Source organism: Desulfopila sp. IMCC35008, assembly GCF_010646885.2.
Classification (GTDB): Bacteria; Desulfobacterota; Desulfobulbia; order Desulfobulbales; family Desulfocapsaceae; genus Desulfopila.
The window spans coordinates 5,738,929-5,755,653 of the sequence record NZ_CP050700.1 but is presented as its reverse complement, the minus strand read 5'-3'; the positions used below and the strand labels follow the sequence as shown (position 1 = coordinate 5,755,653).

Genomic DNA, 16,725 nt, shown 5'->3' with positions numbered 1-16,725 from the left:
TGCAGAGTGGAACGTGAAGATGATCCAACAACCAAAGGATTGAAGTGTCTTTCACCTGAGCTTCAGGAAGAGTTAAAAACACGAGCAGATTCTTCCCCCCTCCCACTCTGGCCTATACAAACCCGGGGCATCCCGAATATCTGTTTGCGCTCCTCCCTCTTTGGTGTCATCCAGCGTGGTCGTCGGAAAGCTGTCAAAGGAGAGGTCATCGCTGCAGTAAAGGGACTCGATATTCGCTATACCGGCTGGCGCCTCGACCAGGGTGATTTTGATGTACTTATCCATGCTCTTCACCTGGTCTCATTGCAACAAACAACCAGTGAATATGTGCGATTCACCGGAAAGGGCTTTCTTCATGGAATAGGTCGCAGGTCCGGGAAATCAGGCCGTGAATGGCTCAAGGACTGCCTCAGACGGCTCACCGGATCTGCGGTAGAGATCACCCTAGAGGTCAAAAACAGCTATTGGACCGACTCATATACCTATGCAGGTTCACTGGTTGATGAATTTATCTACAACAGCTCCAGCCAGGGTTACTTCCTCAAGATAAATCCCAAGCTTGGCAGACTCTTTAACGCTGGTTGGACTCAGCTGCAGTGGCACCAGCGGCTGAAGTTGAAGACTGACCTCGCCAAATGGCTGCATGGATTCTATGCCAGCCACAAAGAACCCTACCCGATAAAAGTCGCAACGCTAAAACATTTATGCGGGGCGAGCATCGGCAGATTGTCGGATTTTCGCGGAAAGCTGCGACGCGCATTGGATGAGTTGACCAAAGCTGAACTCATCACTTCCTGGAAAATAGATCTCCAGGACAAAGTTCACGTAAAAAAACGGGACACCAACTATCCCGGGACACCTGACAGGGGGGCATAGCGGTCGCAACCAGGGGGCATAGCGGTCGTAAGGAGTGGGCATAGCGGTCGCAACCGGGGGGCATAGCAGTCGTAAGGGTGGGCATAGCAGTCGTAAAGAGGGGGCATAGCGGTCGCACAAAGGGGGCATAGCGGTCGTAATTCCATTTTAAGAAAATCGCGGCAGCGCCTACAAACATTGGGATTGAGGAGAGCAGCCGCAAATGCCTAATCATTTTTAATCTTATATTAATCTTTTAGGGAATGAGAAATGACATGTTCATTACCGACAGATCAACAACTATCCAGACAGGAGACGTGGTCCACAGCACTACGCTGGGTATCGTCGAATAAGAGCCTCATTCGGCAGATTGCCTCGCCCTATATCAAATTCATGGTTGGCGATTACGAAGATCTCTATCAAGAAGCCGCAATTGCCTCCGTAAAGGCTCTGATCACCTCCAAGAAAAAAGAATCTCCAGAACGATTTATCCCGTTTTTCCGAGTCATATTTAAAACAAGTTGCATCAAGTTGGCTTCAGGTATCCAGACCGTCCATTGCCTGGAAGATTATTTGCTTCCCAGTCCAGAGGAGCCCAACGAGGAAACCAGCGAACCTGAAGAAATCGAGATCGAACAGGCTTTACAGGCTGTCAGCAAGCGTCAACGTGAAATCTGCCGCTGGCTGTTACAGCAATCCACCCCTGCCAGCACACCTGATATTGCCAAAGAATTCAATATCAGCCGTCGTCATGCCTGTCGGGTGGTGAGTGAAAGTATCCAGAAAATTGAAGGAACAATTCGATGATTCCTCTTTCTGAATATGCGAAGGAAATCTCAATACCCAAACAAATTCTCAGCTATCTGCAGCGCGAGGGTATCATCAATGACCCTCTCAGCCGAGAAGACCAGCTCTGCCTGCAATTCCTAGAAAAAATTTGGGGTAACAAGGAAATTTTGCGTGCCCAGTTGAGCCGTCTTTCTCTAAAGGCTCGTCACAGTTTTCTAAGGACAGCCGATCTTCCCACAAAATGGGAACGATATGCATCCAGCAGATACTTCAATCTCGCACCTGGTCAAAAACTTGAGATGAGCACACTCATCGAAGAAATCCAGACGACCTTTTGTTTTTTACTCACCAGACAACAAATAAAACGCCTCTACAAAATACGCAACCGCGTTCAGGTGGCAAAATATCGTGAGAAAAAACGTGCCGACAAACAGCCTGATTCGTCTCTTACTTAGCACAAACAAATAAGTAATAAACAGCATTTATTGACACTTACCTTTACCGATTACAACTCATCCACCTCCAATCGGGACAATGTTGGGAAGATAAAATTGGTCACATAGTCGGAAAAAAGAAGACAGAGATGAAGAACAAAACCCAAATCATAATTTTCGCAATGACTGCCCTCCTGTTGCCATCAGTAGCGCTGGAGGCAATGGAGATTCGTCAGGCATTGTACGAGTTCCAGTCGAATACTACTCGGAAGGTCATGTGCGTCACCTTTGTGATCACAGATTCTCCAAGAATGAATAAATTACCGACGCCAAGTTATCGTCTTCCAGAGATTCATTTCGAAATGGGTAGCGCAGCTCTTTCATCCAAGGCTGCACAAACACTCCTTGGCAATATGCAGAGTTATGGAATTGCACATGATACTCCGCTGTTCATCACCGGATATTCCTGTGAACTTGGTTCTGAGCAAGACAACCTCCTGCTCTCTATGCAACGTGCTGTTACGGTGGTCAATTTTCTTAAAAGCCAAGGATTTTCTGTGGTCGCACTACAAGCCAAAGGAGAGGCGGACCCCATAGCCACCAACCCGGAGGAATTATTCAAAAATCGCCGGGTTGAGATCAGGATACAATAGCCGACGCAAGACAGATGGTGTTGGAACGATAAATATTTCTCTAAGAGGAGGAGAACGAATGAACGACAAAATCCTGTCACAAACTGCCAAGGGAAAACAGGGTAGAAATCTTACAACCTTCGCCATTATTGCAACGCTCTGCCTGATATCCAGCAATGCAACCGCCATGACCGTGCCGGCGGCAGGTTCCTTTGCCTATGATCTTTACGATATCGGGGTGAACCAGATCCTGCTTGGACCTATCGGCTTTGTGGCCGGCGTCGCCTGCATGGTGTTTTCGGCAATACTTGCTATCCGGCAAATGATTTTACCTGCAGCAGGTGTCGTTTTAGGTGGAGCATTTCTACTCAAGGCTGACGCTGTTGTCCAGACCATTGGTGCAATAATCAGCTAAAAGCCACGGAATCCAGAGGAGAAAGATCCGTTGAGCGAAAACAATTTTACCCACAGATTCCCCCAGTATCTTTCAAGACCCGTCCAGGTACTCTGGTTCGAGACAGACGAGTTGATCCTCTGTGTATTCACCCTCACATTGGCCCTTCTTTACGGCAAAATTATGTGGCTGGTGTTTCTGATAACCCAATACTTCTACACCCGGACCAAGAGATCACAATCAAGAGGGTTTCTCAGGCATGTCCTCTATATGTTCGGTTTTATTCAGATGAAAAATTATCCCGATTATTTCCAGAGGGAGTTTCATGAATGAAAGCTGAGATCTTCCTGCAGAAAACAAGCAACCTCTTTGCCCAAAACAGGTTGCTCAAGTTCACCATCACCATACTGGCGCTTACCGTCATGTTCAATTCCGCCATGGTCTATCGAGCGGTAAAATATCAACGAGTAGTCCTGATCCCACCGACGATGACCGGGACTGTCGAGTTTATTCAGGGCAAACCCAATGACGCCTATATTTCAGACATAAGCAGGAGAATTGTAAGTCTTGCAGCCACCTACTCACCCCCTACAGCACGGGGCCAGTTTGAGGAACTGCTCGCCTATTTTGCTCCAGAGGCATATCCGCAGGCTTCCAATTCCTGGTATTCCTTGGCCAGCAGAGTCGAAGAATCGCAGGTCAGCTCAGTCTTCTATCTCGAGAAAATCAGTATCACTGAGGGATTCATAGAAGTCTTTGGGAATTTTAAACAGTATGCCGGGGATACATTGCTTGAGAATACCAGCAAAACCTATCTGATCGACTACCGCCTACAAGACGGCAGATTTTACATCGTATCGTTCAAAGAAAAACTGACACAACGGCAGGAGCAAGAACGTGGTTAGAATATTACTCACATCGGCTGTCTTGATTCTAACTGTAGCCGGTGGCTGCCTGGCAAGTGAGGTGATCCAGGCAGAGATCCCAACGGCAGTTAAACTCTCCAACAGGGATATCAATCGTATCGTCTGCCCAGGACCGATGAATGATTTAATTTTCTCTCAGGAAAAGGCCATGACTGGTCATTTTTCCGGCAATAATGGGTTTATCAAATTCAGGATCGAGGATTCTGGATCTGAATATGTATACGCAGATACCCAGAGTGAACTATTTGTGGTCTGCAACAATGCGGTATACACCCTGCTCGTCACACCTGCGGACATCCCCTCTGTAACGCTCCGTCTTGCATCCCCCAACGGCGATACTTTCAAGAAAAACATTAACCACTATCAAAAAATGCCTCTGGAGAAACAGGCACTTCTACTCATCAGAGAGGCCTACCACGGTGAATACCCAGCAAGTTATCGGATAAGCGATTCAACCAGGACGATATCTCTTTCACCCGATCTGGAAATACTGTTATTGCAGGTTGTTGATGTGGATGGCGTTGGACTTCGTTTAAGAAAATATCAGGCAACATCCCTCTCAGAGGGCTCGATTGATGTGAATGAACAGCTTTTCCTCTCCTCATCCATCAGCAATTCAATTCTTGCTGTAGCCGTTGATAATCACACCTTAGAGCCTAACCAGTCCACCATGGTCTTTGTAGTGGATCAGAAGGAGCGGGTGAAATGAGCCTCAAAAAGAGATTCAACGATCTAGGTCCCAAACAAAAGAAGATTGTTATCTGGGCCGGAATCGGTGTCGTTTTTATTATTCTGGTTGCTACCGGGTACAACACTTCCGGTCCTGGTACTTCCAAAGGTTTTTTCGGGCAAAAGAAAACTCGCGAAATCCAGCTTGAACCAGATTTGATCCAAAAAACCATGCTCCGAGAACAAAGACGGCAACTTGAATCTCTTCAGGAAACGGTAGACAAATTAGCTCGGGAGCAGAAAAGAACGGAACAGCAACTTACCGAAAAAACTCTACCGCAAATTCCCTCTGCCGACGAGGTGACTCAACCTACAGTGCTTCCACAACCTCTGCCCAATGAGCAGCCATGGCCTTTGCCACCTGATAGAAGAACCATACCCGCAAACCTGCCGCCACATCCTCAACCTGAGCCAAAGTTGATCGGTGAGATCAGTGTATTGTCGAACTCAACTATTGCTTCCGGAGAGCCAGGCCCTGAGAACGATAAAAAAAAAGGAAGGACAGTCTACCTCCCCCCTTCCTTTATGGAGGCAAAACTATTGACCGGTTTCGATGCTTCTACCTCAGGCAAAGGAACCAACAACCCCGAACCGCTCCTACTCAGAATACAAACTCCGGCAGTTCTTCCAAATGATATCAAGGCCAACCTGGCAGGATGCTTCGTCATTGCTGAAGCAGTCGGAAGGCTCGACAAAGAGCGGGCAGATGTGCGGCTCGTCTCACTTTCATGCCTGAGTAACGAGGGTAAAGCAATTATTGATACCCAGATCAAAGGTTTTGTCACAGACTCAGACAGCAAAGTCGGCTTGTCCGGACGAGTCGTCTCAAGAATGGGCGCAGCCACTGCCAGAACTATCGTGGCCGGCTTCTTTGGCGGCATGGGGGATATGCTCAAATCATCGGCCACAACCCAATCAACCTCAGCTCTTGGAACAACAACGACCATCGATTCCGGTCAAGTAGCAAAATATTCGATTGGTGGTGGTTTGTCAGAGGGAGCGGCAAGTTTGCATGATTTTTACCTGAGTCTTGCCAAGCAGGCAACTCCCGTAATCGAAGTGGGCGCATCAAAGAAAATCACCGTTGTTGTTTCCGAGGGAAAAGAGCTGGAAATCAGGGAGACTCAAGGAGAGACTTTATAAGGGTTAAGATCTCACAACTTTAAGCAAGGGATTATAGTCTTGTCTATCTGCAGCCCAAAGTGCGCTGATATAGTTCGCCCTACACTTCCCAGCCAGCGCAAGATTTTCGCTACTCCATGCAAAACGAGGCTGGAAAAATGGAGCATTCCTCTCGATTATTAATCTGGAATATTCTCGGACGTGCTCTAGTTTGAACGAGTTGTCAGCCCATGGACGATCATCAGTTATAATCTTGCAGGTTGCCTGACAATATTTTCCCAGCTAGAACGGGCTAACCTGAGTCAAAACTCGATGTACCCCGAGTTTGTAGATACAGGAAACATCTACTATTGGAGCTGGCGCGAAGACCACCCACCTTCGTAGTGGCAATGTTAAAGATGGTGGTCCAATACCAAATTTAACGGATTCTTTGGAAGGTTTTCTTTGATATTGCACCATTATTGTACAATTCCCGTTTTCAAACCGGTTCTACCCTAGTAGAAAGATGGTGAAACTGCTAACATTTGGTTTTGTTAAGATTGTTAAGAGTATTCATTTCTCACAAAACAATCTTTGTCAGAATTGGATCACGTCAATTCCAAAACTTTGTCATCATTTCTTCTCTGTCGCTTTCAGAGTACTCGCCATTCTGTAGTGCTTTCCGATACGTATCTGCTACTGCCGTTGCTGCTAACGGGTTCTGAGATTTCGCGTGCAGGTTGTAGAGTTGGCGGGCCAATTCACAATCAAGCGAAATCTGTACAAAGGTATTTTCTAGGAGTTGGCGGGCTTCATCACTGCGGCCTTGTTTTTCTAGAAGTGAAGACCATGTCTTGGCAGCATAAAGATACCTGATTTCTATCTTAGCTGGCAGCGAACCATTCCACTGTAATGCCTTCAAACCCATCTGCCCCAAGAGATGAAATGCGAGATTGAAACTGTTACCAGCCTGCCATAACCTGTCGTTTTGATAATGGTCCTCTGCTTGATCTATGTGTCCCAGGAATTCCAACACATCGATACGGCAATGCCGTAGCCTGATCCTTCCCTGTTCGATGCTGAGGTACTCCTTAGGGTCATGGGGAGACACAAGGGGGGCCATTTTTTTACGAAAATTGGATAGCAGTACTTCAAGGCTTATTCGCTGTTTCTGCTCCACCTTCTCCGGCCAAAGACGCTCAGCGAAAACATTTCTATCAACGGGTGTCCCCTGGCCTTCCGCGATGGAATAGAGCAACTGCCTTTCAAACTCTGAAAGGTCATGAACGCTGAGTTGAACAGTACCACGACCACTAATAGACCAATCACTGAGCATTCGAAGCTCCAACAAAGGGACGAGATTCCCTTTTTTGGTAACGCCAATGTTAAACTGGTCGTACAGTAGTGTGGTTACAAAGTCGCGCTCGATATTGTGGCTGAGAGCCAATTTGAGAACCGGTATAAATGTATCCTGCATTAAGGAAAAGAAATGTCGGTATCCGTTCTTTTTCATGAGCTGGAGACAGCTCTCACTATCTTTAAGAGCCTCAGATTTATCACCATTTTGCAGACGAAGCCAGGAGCGATGGGCAAATGCACCAACCCGCTGAAATTCTTCCCCGATTTGACTCGATAATTGTATCACTTCTTCAAAAAGATTTTCTGCGTCATCTTCCATGCCAAGAAGAGCGTAAGCTTTCCCAAGAATAGTCTTATTCAGAAGAAGAAAAGCATTACCACCGGCTATATCCCTTAATTTAAGCGACTCCCGAATAGCTGCGAGGGACTCTTCTTTTTTCTTCTGTAATGCGAAAGTGATCGCTTGATAGTGCAGAAATTGGCTGCGCATGTGCGGACCGGAAGCGGCATATCCCTTCTGCAAGGCTTCTGAAAGAATACTCTCTGCTGTTTCTTCCCGGTCTTCCGCTAACGCTATATCTGTATCCCAGATGCAGACAAAAGGAGCAAAGGTACTTTGCGAGATTGCATCCGATTCCGATAAGGCAAACAGTTTCTGTTTCAGATAGCGATAATTTGTAAAATCTCCTTCCATTGCGAGTAAATTTATATGCATCATCTGTAGAAAAAGTTTGGTAAGAAAGTTGACTCGCGGATTATTCAGAAGAGGTAATGTAGCTTCAACTTCACCCCGGCACCCAGCCCAGTTCCCCATAAAGCTGAAGCGATACCCTCGAATCACTCTGGACATGCCTGTCAGATTTTCGAGTTGGTTCTTTATACTCATCTCCAACACAAACGTATCGTAGTATTCTACTTTGTCCATATCTGTCTGGAGAAAGCAAAATCCTAAGGCAAGGGAATAAGCAGCCCGTATTTGCAAGGGTAATGGCAAAACTTCAGACTTCTCAATGTACAATTTTTCTAGCTCTTCGACATATCCTGTCATCTTCTTGAAATGCCCATCTATGATAGTGTGGTATTCAATAAGTTGACTGTTTACCAGTAAAATGCCGAGATCGTTTTTCTGCTCGGAAAAAATTCGCTGGGCATTGGTTAAAAAGGGATAAGCTTTAACCGGTTCGGAATCCTGCATACATGCTCCATAGTAGAAACTGAGCCAGGGAAGTTTCACTATGGTCTGTTCATTAAACAAATCGAGAGTCTGACGTAATGTCTCGATTCTATTGCGATGCAGCAGCTCAATTCCGAAGTCTTGCAGAATCCGCTCGCCAAGTGCTATGTCATTGTTTTTCAGTGCGTAATATAATGCACGAAGCGGTTCCTGATGCTCAAGATAGTACTGTGCTGCTTGACTCTGAACTTCCTGCAGTTGATCTTCTGAGAGTTGCTCTATGGCTACAGATATAAGACTCTCTCGAAAGAGATGGTGAAAACTGTAGAGACTGTTATCTCTATCGATACAGCGGAAAAAGAGGTTGTTCAGTTCCATCTTGCTGACAATGTTTTTTGCTTGTTCCTGGTCAAAGAGTCTAGAGAGCAAGGCAAACGGCAGTTCTTCCAGCAGCACCATCTGGAGGATGTTCTGTCTTTCTTCCATTGAAAAATCGGTAAGCGCATCCTTCAAAAAATAGTCAGTGAGATGTTGCCGGTTTCCTGAAAAATCAACCGTAATATTAGTTTTCCCTTCAACTTTTGTTTTCCGTCGCGAGTGCATCGCACATAAAACGATACCTGATACCCATCCTTTCGTCTGATCGTGGAAATGCCTGACCTGTTCTAGCGGAACGGTCAGTTGAAAAACATTGTTGAGCAGACCAACGGTTTCCTCAAGAGAAAAATCAAGCTCATCGTGACTGATTTTGAGAGTCGGGCGGTCAATTTTGTCGATTTTCAGTACATGATTCACAGAGTGACGGGAGAGCAGGATCCATTGCATCCAAGCCGGCGTTTTTCTGATAAGTGTTGTCAGCAGACTGATGCTGCCGGCAGCCTGTTCAATCAAATGAAGATCGTCGAGGACCAGATGGAACCCATAACAATTAACACTGGCTATTTCCTGGGCGAGAATCTCAGCAAATCTATCAATTTCACGATAGTGAATCGTCCCTTGCTCAAGAGCGACGGCTATTTCATTGGAGCAAAATCCTGGGAGCTGCTGATGTAAAAGCGAGAGCAGAACATGCAAAAATGCAATCGGGTCACTGTCTTCCGGGCCTATTTGACACCAACCCATTGGCCATCCACTCTGGTGAATATACTGTTGAGCGAAAACGGTCTTGCCTGATCCTGCCTGGGCTTCAATGACAATCACCTTTTTCCGGTTAGCATGGAGATGCCTGAGATCCTCCAACAGTTGCAGACGTGGTACCAGTTTATTCGGCAGGTGCATCGGTGGAGTGATTTTATAGAGGGGCAGCGGTTGTGTGGTTGTTGAAAATGGTGCGGTCATGATGAGTTAGTAAAAGGGATTACTTATTAGTTTGTCGTTATTTGTGGCACTACACCCAGAAAAATGTAGCTGCCACCTTACAGGAAAATGATACTTATCGCTATTTTAAGTTATTTTTAAGCTCTGTGAGTTAAGGATAATTTCAGGGAGAAAAAAATAGTCACGTACAATAGAGGATATCACAGAATGAATAGACCGCATTTCCTGATAGTTGATGACGATGAAGCAATAAGAAATATTTTTTCAGCCATCTTTGATGACGAAGCACACATTACTACCGCCAGTGATGGTATGGAAGCTTTGAGTCTGATAGGAAACCATAAATATGATGTGGTTATTTGTGACGTGACAATGCCTCGGCTTACCGGACTAGACCTCTATAATGAACTCAAGATGATCAAACCCGAGGTTCTTGAAAAATTCATTTTTTGTACAGGTAATGTTACAAATGAATTTGAATCATTCTGCTCCTTGCACCACACTCTGTTTATCTCCAAGCCTCCAAGTATCTATTCGATCAAAACAGCCGTTAAACAACTGTTGGAAAATACTGTTCAAATGAGTCATTAAGTCTCGCAACTTACATCAATAAATTTTAGCTTTCTCGTTCTGTTATATGTCTATTTTACGGAAACAATTGGACGTCCAAACTCCCGACTAAGAGTCTCTGATTCGATCTTTTCCGTGGGTAACAATTCGATAAGTGGCAAAGACTAACATTGAGAAATTCCCTGTGTAACCGGAATTTTACCTGAGCCTTTTTCAGTCCAAGATAGACATAAACGTAGGGATGCAAAACCTATTGAAAATCACGACTGAAATGATGCCTCCCTGCTCCTGTTCTTGCTAATCCATGCAATATGCCTGATATAAAAAGATCTTCAAACGCCCACAGGCGATCTCTGACGACGACATGCAGCTACCTATAATTCAAGGTCTGAAATACGTTAATACTTCACAACAACTCGATGAGCAATGGCAAGCTTGGTTAAAAGCTGGCCAGATATCCTCATTAAAGACGGCAATTTGCCCGAGATATCAGCAAGTATTAAACAGACTAACCCAAAATATACATGGCGAGAGTGGTTGATTGTGCCCGCCTACCAACAAGCCTTGCAGGGTGACTACACCTTAGTTAGAGAGTTGCAAGAAGTACTTAGCTACCCATATGATGAGCAATCACAAGAAGTAGAGGATAAATACTATCGTCTAAAACCTAGGCCGTTTTTTAACGTTGGTGGCGTGTCGCACTATAGCTGTTCATCTTGATTTTGAATAAAATTCAAAAACTTGGAATCAGGTTTGCCCAGCTGGTCACAGCTAACAAGTCAATGTTGCCGGACTTGCTAACGTGGCTGGTACCCACACTAGTGTTGCCATATCGAAAAGGTCTGAAAATATTACCAGTGACTCTATTTGACCTTCTTCCTAGCCTACCTGCACGGTAAATACCCTAAGTTAAATGGTAATACAGAACTGTTGACCTTTGAAAATTGCAATGTTAAATGCAGGCCTCAGTTCCTGAGAATAACTGCTCTTTGGTTATACGTAAACTTTGCAGTTGCTCCATTTCTGAGCGTTTTCAGAGAAGTAGCCAGGTCTACCCTCACAGGAATAATATAAAGATAGGGGGAGTTCTGGTTTGGGGGATATTTGTCAAGGCAATCCTAATATTCTGAGCTTGCCATTCATACTCCCTTCCTCAACCTATCCATAGTTTGAATTTCTGGTAAAGATAAACAAAAAGGGTTAATTGGATTTTTTTATCACGTATACCGATCAAAAAAGTATACGTTTTCTTAAGCAGCATACGTGATAAAATAACGTTCGTTTTATTGATTTAAAAAGATGGAGATAAAGAAATATATCCATATACTAAATCATCGATTCCGGTAAAAATGTTACCTCCCTTGTTAAGAAGAAGATTCAGAACTAATCCTCATAATTAATCTGTGAAGATAGGTCATACTTTTGGACCAATTGTTAACTTTGGAGTGCAATTATGCTTGCACAAAATAATTCCTGAAAATTTTAAAATGGCTTATAGTCTAATTTAAACGCTAAAAATAAATTGAGAATCATTTATTATTATAAGTAATAGATAATATCTGCAAACAACACCTAAAAAAATACCTTTTCAAGGCAATATCTTTGCAGTTTAAAAAAGGCGTTGCTGTTACTTTTGTATATTTGATTAAACTATGGGCGACCATGGAAAATAACAGAAGATATCAGTAACAATTAGTTTGAGTATATACCGTAACACCTAAATTCTGTAGCTCAGGAATATACAGGTTATATGCATCATCATTTAATGAATTACATCGAATATCTACCCTGTCTCCACTACTGATTCCGGAGATATCTTTAATCATACTAATATCTGATATTTGATTGTATCCCAAGTTCAGGAATCTAATATTTGATAGATTCAATAATGGATACAAGTTTGAAACATTTGTCCCAGTTACTCCTAAAAACACCAGATTATTCATTCCGCTCAAAGGAGATAAATCATAAATGCTATACCCACTAACGGTTAATTGTTGCAGACTGGTTAATTTGTTCAACGGTGCCAAATCACTTATTCCAGTATTTAAACTTAAGTCTAACTCAACAATATTAATCAACTGGGCCAAAGGAGACAGGTCAACAATTTGGTTATAATCCAGATATAAGCGAACCATTCTAAGCATATTGCTTAATGGCGATATATCGGTAATCGAATTATGATCCAGAGAAAGTCTAGTCAAATTAGTTAATTTATATAGTGGTGAGATATCACTAATTTGATTTTCACTCAGTCCTAAATCCCACAAGTTGGTTAAATCTGCTATTGGAGCCAAATCAGAAACGTTGTTTGCAGCAACACCAAGTCTTGTCAAGTTAATAAGCTCACTTAAGGGTGACAAGTCTGATACTTGGTTATCTGATACAGATAATTCAATAAGTTGATCAAGCTCTGCTAAAGGAGCTAAATTTGAGATATTGTTCTCCCCGGCCCATAAAGTACGAAGTTTTGATAAATTGATCAGAGGAGTTAAATCTAAGACCTTATTCTCCCATATGCTTAATTCTTGCAAATCGGTTAACTGAGCAACTGGTGATAAATCTGAAACATTATTTTTGTTAAGATTAAGATCTATTAAGTTAATGCAATACTGTAACCCGGATATATCTGCAATACCACGGTTAAATGCAAACAACTCTGTTATATTTTCCAAATCTGAAACATATATCATTCCAGTCGGTTTCTGAATTTTTTCTCTAATTACTTGCTCTAAGTTGGGATCAGGAAATAAAACACTATCATCACCACAACCTTCATCAATATCACCATCACAATTATTATCTATCCCGTCATAACAAACATCAATAGCACCAGGATAAGTATTAGAATCTGTATCATCACAGTCAACTTCTGCACCACAAACTTCCTCAACAAAGAATCCATCATCATCTGAATCAATGCATACTGGAGCTTCAGATTCGCTATGGCAAGTGTTATTACTCCACCAGTAACCACCTGCAGATTCGCAATCTGGCTCAAATATACAAAAATCAAGATTACCTTGCTCGCAAGGTGATTGTTCTGCTGTTGTAGAGAAATTCAACCAAATTTCCCCACCATAAAATTCACCATTAGAAGTCTCAGCAAAAACAGACCATGTGTAGTTCTGGCCCGGATATAATGTATTTGCTAGTAATAAATATTCTGGGTCTGAGAATTCCTCATATTCATCACGATCCAGTTCACAAGTATTAAAAACTTCTTCATCATCTTCTTTATCATTTAACAAACCACCGCGATCACGAATAACGATACAATATTGGGTCCCGTCAGGAATTATTGAATCTGGCCAAAAAAATAAGTTATCAGAAGATATATTTATTAAATCATTGTTTTCCGGGTATATTTCACCAGGCAGGACGACTTCATCTGGCCCGTCACAAACATTACCTATTCCATCACTATCAGTATCAGTTTGTAACGGATTGTAAACAGGGCAGTTATCGTAATAGTCTGGGATGTAATCATTATCAGTATCAGAACAACCTGTTGGGTTTTCTTTCCAATAGGCTAATGTGATATTATCAACATCTTCTGACGATAAAGAAATATAAGGATACCTAGAATAGGTAGTATTAGTCTTTCCAGCCATTATTGGGGTAAAATCGTTTCTCCATGTATCTTTTAAATTGTCCGGCAAGGAGAATGTATGACCTAGCTCATGTAATGCTACCTCTCTAAAAGGTACTGTGCCGGCAGGAACCATCGTGTCTGAAGTAGCAGAATGATAAGTATATCTTAGGTTAAATGTTATACTTTGCTTAAAAACTCCATCTAGTGGAGCAGCATAAAATGCTACCCCTATATTTGGATTATCTTCCTTGAAAAGGTCCCATAATAGGATTAAATCTGCATTTTCTTTATTATAAGTACGTTCAAAGTGAACAACGTTATTAATTGTTTTCTCCCACTTTCTCATTGCCTCTTCAATCATGCCAATAAACAAGGAGTCGTCAAGGTTTCCTTCACTATCTATAGGGCAGATATAAGAAGGACAAGTTGTTGTATCAAAATAATACCAACTAATTTCACATTGTTTTTCCAACCCTTCCCACCATGAATGGAAACTAAAATGAGATATTTCAACCTCTGACCTATTAGAAATGTTGTCATAACTAGTAGGCCAGTATGTCCATGAGTTTTGAGCTTCATTGTAAGCGTAGCATATTCTATATTGGAATGATTGGTCAGGTGGAGATAATAGTACAACTGGTTTCAAAAGTGATAACCCATGTGGTAAAAGCTCAACCATGAATACAGAATTTGCCTCAGTTGGAACTACAGGAACTTGTTGAGGTATTGAAATGCTAATTACTTGTTTTGTATCAATTGCTCCTTCTGGGATGATGAGCTTGGTTTGATACAAGGGGCTATTTTGATTAGTTACTTCCAGGGTTCCCCCCAAAGATCCTATAAAAGCAGCTGCTTCTGCATCAACTTCTTGGATAATCTCAATAGATATTATGCCACCTGGTTTACCCATTAACTGAACTGCTAATTCATTATCACCTTCAAATAACTCAACTTCTAATTCAACAAATCCAACATTTTGATTAAAGACATCCGGTGTTGCGAGATCAATTCCATTAACTGATATGACTGAACTACTTACCCTTTCAAGGGTATCATCAGTAGCGCCATTACGGATTGTTATAAGAGCTGGACCGGCTAAACCTGGGAATGTTAATGATTCAATAACTGGTTGCCCAGAACTTCTTACAAAAACACCTTCAGAAGCATCTAAACATTTAAGTTCAGCAGAATAGGAACTACCGACAAAGAGTGACAATAAAATTATTAGGATGGCCCAGGTGTGCTTAATCATTTATCCCCCCAGAAAATGATGCGTATTCAATTATTACTAATTTCCTTTCTCACACCATGGCCTAACAACTTCCTCAAGATTTGTAAATAGGTACATCTACGTAATTAATTGCAAAAACACCACCATGTAGCACTTTTTAATTACTAAACAAACCTAGTGTCCACATTGTCTGAATAGACAACTATTCTACATTAAATAGAATCCACTACGCAGATGATGCATATCAGTATTTCTACAAAAAATTCAACAAGTGATCATTTTTTTCGTCAGGACCTATCTACATATGCATTCGAGTGAAGAATATTTGGGAATGAGTTAAAAGATTAACCGTAGACGATTCGTAGACGATTTTCGTGAAACAGGTACAAATTAGACGAAATTAACCGGGTTAAAACGAAATGAGCAAACAAGCGAACACGTTAAAAACATTAAATATCAGGATGTTGCACAGGAACATGAAAACAGGGAAGTTTCCATGGCATTCAAGAGGTCGCAACTGTTGGCCCTAATAACTCCTAGCCACCTATTTTTTAGAATTAAAGAATATGCTGTCAAGCATGCCTGGTATACTTTGTATTGATCACCTTAGCACTGGCAAGGTTACCCCCTTTGCCAGAGGGATGGGTTTACCTTATTCCTGTTAACCCCCAAAGTACACTACTGCCACTTCAGGCAAAGAAACCCGCATATTTGTTGCTCCATTTCTTGTAAACCGAATGCAAGATACTACTTTCTTATCAATATCCTGATCACATTCAAAACCACCCATTTCTAGCCCGAAGATAATTCCAGACTATGATTGTTTTTCTCTCACAGAGTAGTGTTAGGAATCGTGGTTAATAGTGACTATCCTTCAATCGCATATTCGAGATTTGCACTGCCAAAGACTTTTCCTGATACCTTCTTATGGGAACATACCGATCTCATAAGATTCCCCCCTACTATCAACTTTCATATAGCAGCCTTTTCCCTGCGGCAAGTTGCTAGGAATTGCGTTACAGACACTGACTCCGCATCACCATTATTGCACTTAGACCTAGCTTTCTACTGATCCCATCAATTCTTTTCCCGTTATTTCATTCCACATCACAAGTCATCCCCTGAGAAAATAGATAATAGGACAACAGATAATCCTAGGACACCCGTTGGGGTAATAATTCGACTCGTGGAAATGACCTGTGAACATAATTAATCTAATTGTAAGCTGTAGTTCTTTTCTATTTCTAGTCCTCCTGGTCGGATGTGGCCCTGTGCTCAATCCCTACAATGAGGACTTCAAATGTCGCGCAAAGGATGATGCTGGAGAATGTATCGACACACCCACTGCTTACCAAAAAGCCCGGTATCCGAAGACAGAAGCAGCGGTTATCCCAGATCCTGCAGAAACAGCCCAGAAAGAGTTACAAGAAAACCGTTACAAAATAGTCAGCGAGCTTCTTAAAGAAGAAACAAAGCCGCTCCTGCAGCCACCCAAAATACTTCGAGTTCTCTTGCTCCCCTATAAAGGAGAAGACGAAGAGCTGTTCATGAGTCGTTATGTTTATCTCAAAATTGAGGACTCGCAGTGGGTTCTGACTGACCTCGAGGAGCAATAGCCT

Annotated in this window: 13 protein-coding genes and 1 pseudogene; 12 read left to right on the top strand and 2 right to left on the bottom strand. The window is 42.6% G+C overall.

The genetic code is table 11. The features are described 5' to 3' along the window. The first annotated feature begins 6 nt into the window (after positions 1-6). The 9 genes from trfA to GA520_RS24600 all read left to right on the top strand — a co-directional run bounded on the left by trfA (position 7) and on the right by GA520_RS24600 (position 5,902). Positions 7-876: a plasmid replication initiator TrfA gene (trfA, locus tag GA520_RS24640; RefSeq protein ID WP_163336061.1), complete on the top strand. Its 870-nt coding sequence runs from the start codon at positions 7-9 to the stop codon at positions 874-876. Between the two features lie 249 nt (positions 877-1,125). Then, positions 1,126-1,662, top strand: coding sequence for a sigma-70 family RNA polymerase sigma factor (locus GA520_RS24635; protein ID WP_163336060.1), 537 nt, complete (start codon positions 1,126-1,128; stop codon positions 1,660-1,662). Next, a complete protein-coding gene (locus tag GA520_RS24630) occupies positions 1,659-2,099 on the top strand; it encodes a hypothetical protein (protein ID WP_163336059.1) in 441 nt (146 codons plus the stop codon). Before GA520_RS24635 ends, GA520_RS24630 begins: the two co-directional genes overlap by 4 nt. Before the next feature lie 128 nt (positions 2,100-2,227). Further along, entirely contained in the window at positions 2,228-2,731 is a 504-nt protein-coding gene (locus GA520_RS24625; RefSeq protein ID WP_163336058.1) for an OmpA family protein, read from the top strand. A gap of 58 nt (positions 2,732-2,789) precedes the next feature. Then, entirely contained in the window at positions 2,790-3,125 is a 336-nt protein-coding gene (locus GA520_RS24620; protein ID WP_205749187.1) for a hypothetical protein, read from the top strand. A 30-nt stretch (positions 3,126-3,155) separates the two neighbouring features. After that, complete coding sequence (locus tag GA520_RS24615) at positions 3,156-3,437, top strand: type IV conjugative transfer system protein TraL (protein WP_163336057.1); 282 nt, start codon at positions 3,156-3,158, stop codon at positions 3,435-3,437. After that, positions 3,434-4,009, top strand: a complete 576-nt coding sequence (locus GA520_RS24610) for a type IV conjugative transfer system protein TraE (RefSeq protein WP_163336056.1) — start codon at positions 3,434-3,436, stop codon at positions 4,007-4,009. Before GA520_RS24615 ends, GA520_RS24610 begins: the two co-directional genes overlap by 4 nt. Beyond that, positions 4,002-4,739: a type-F conjugative transfer system secretin TraK gene (locus tag GA520_RS24605; RefSeq protein ID WP_163336055.1), complete on the top strand. Its 738-nt coding sequence runs from the start codon at positions 4,002-4,004 to the stop codon at positions 4,737-4,739. Before GA520_RS24610 ends, GA520_RS24605 begins: the two co-directional genes overlap by 8 nt. Further along, the gene (locus tag GA520_RS24600; RefSeq protein ID WP_205749186.1) at positions 4,736-5,902 is read left to right on the top strand and encodes a TraB/VirB10 family protein; all 1,167 of its coding nucleotides are present in this window, start codon (positions 4,736-4,738) and stop codon (positions 5,900-5,902) included. Before GA520_RS24605 ends, GA520_RS24600 begins: the two co-directional genes overlap by 4 nt. Positions 5,903-6,473: 571 nt before the next feature. Here the strand turns inward: GA520_RS24600 and GA520_RS24595 are convergent. Next, entirely contained in the window at positions 6,474-9,731 is a 3,258-nt protein-coding gene (locus tag GA520_RS24595) for a hypothetical protein (RefSeq protein WP_163336054.1), read from the bottom strand. Positions 9,732-9,917: 186 nt separating this feature from the next. Here GA520_RS24595 and GA520_RS24590 point away from each other — a divergent pair, with 186 nt between their 5' ends. Together GA520_RS24590 and GA520_RS24585 are read left to right on the top strand one after the other, a co-directional pair. Next, positions 9,918-10,301: a response regulator gene (locus tag GA520_RS24590; protein WP_163336053.1), complete on the top strand. Its 384-nt coding sequence runs from the start codon at positions 9,918-9,920 to the stop codon at positions 10,299-10,301. Positions 10,302-10,674: 373 nt separating this feature from the next. Continuing rightward, positions 10,675-11,000, top strand: a pseudogene (locus GA520_RS24585) (hypothetical protein); the annotation flags it as partial. Between the two features lie 962 nt (positions 11,001-11,962). On the opposite strand, the gene GA520_RS24580 reads toward GA520_RS24585, so the two are convergent. Next, a complete protein-coding gene (locus tag GA520_RS24580; RefSeq protein WP_163336052.1) occupies positions 11,963-15,127 on the bottom strand; it encodes a leucine-rich repeat domain-containing protein in 3,165 nt (1,054 codons plus the stop codon). A 1,250-nt stretch (positions 15,128-16,377) separates the two neighbouring features. On the opposite strand from GA520_RS24580, the gene GA520_RS24575 reads away from it, so the two are divergent. After that, positions 16,378-16,722, top strand: coding sequence for a TraV family lipoprotein (locus GA520_RS24575; protein WP_304511268.1), 345 nt, complete (start codon positions 16,378-16,380; stop codon positions 16,720-16,722). Positions 16,723-16,725: the final 3 nt, after the last annotated feature.

What these genes read in the sequence shown, in the direction of transcription:
- GA520_RS24635 (WP_163336060.1), top strand. Translation starts at nt 1,126, where the DNA reads ATGACATGTTCATTACCGACAGATCAACAACTATCCAGACAGGAGACG.
- GA520_RS24630 (WP_163336059.1), top strand. Translation starts at nt 1,659, where the DNA reads ATGATTCCTCTTTCTGAATATGCGAAGGAAATCTCAATACCCAAACAA.
- GA520_RS24590 (WP_163336053.1), top strand. Translation starts at nt 9,918, where the DNA reads ATGAATAGACCGCATTTCCTGATAGTTGATGACGATGAAGCAATAAGA.
- GA520_RS24580 (WP_163336052.1), bottom strand. Translation starts at nt 15,127, where the DNA reads ATGATTAAGCACACCTGGGCCATCCTAATAATTTTATTGTCACTCTTT.
- GA520_RS24625 (WP_163336058.1), top strand. Translation starts at nt 2,228, where the DNA reads ATGAAGAACAAAACCCAAATCATAATTTTCGCAATGACTGCCCTCCTG.
- GA520_RS24600 (WP_205749186.1), top strand. Translation starts at nt 4,736, where the DNA reads ATGAGCCTCAAAAAGAGATTCAACGATCTAGGTCCCAAACAAAAGAAG.
- GA520_RS24620 (WP_205749187.1), top strand. Translation starts at nt 2,790, where the DNA reads ATGAACGACAAAATCCTGTCACAAACTGCCAAGGGAAAACAGGGTAGA.
- GA520_RS24610 (WP_163336056.1), top strand. Translation starts at nt 3,434, where the DNA reads ATGAAAGCTGAGATCTTCCTGCAGAAAACAAGCAACCTCTTTGCCCAA.
- GA520_RS24595 (WP_163336054.1), bottom strand. Translation starts at nt 9,731, where the DNA reads ATGACCGCACCATTTTCAACAACCACACAACCGCTGCCCCTCTATAAA.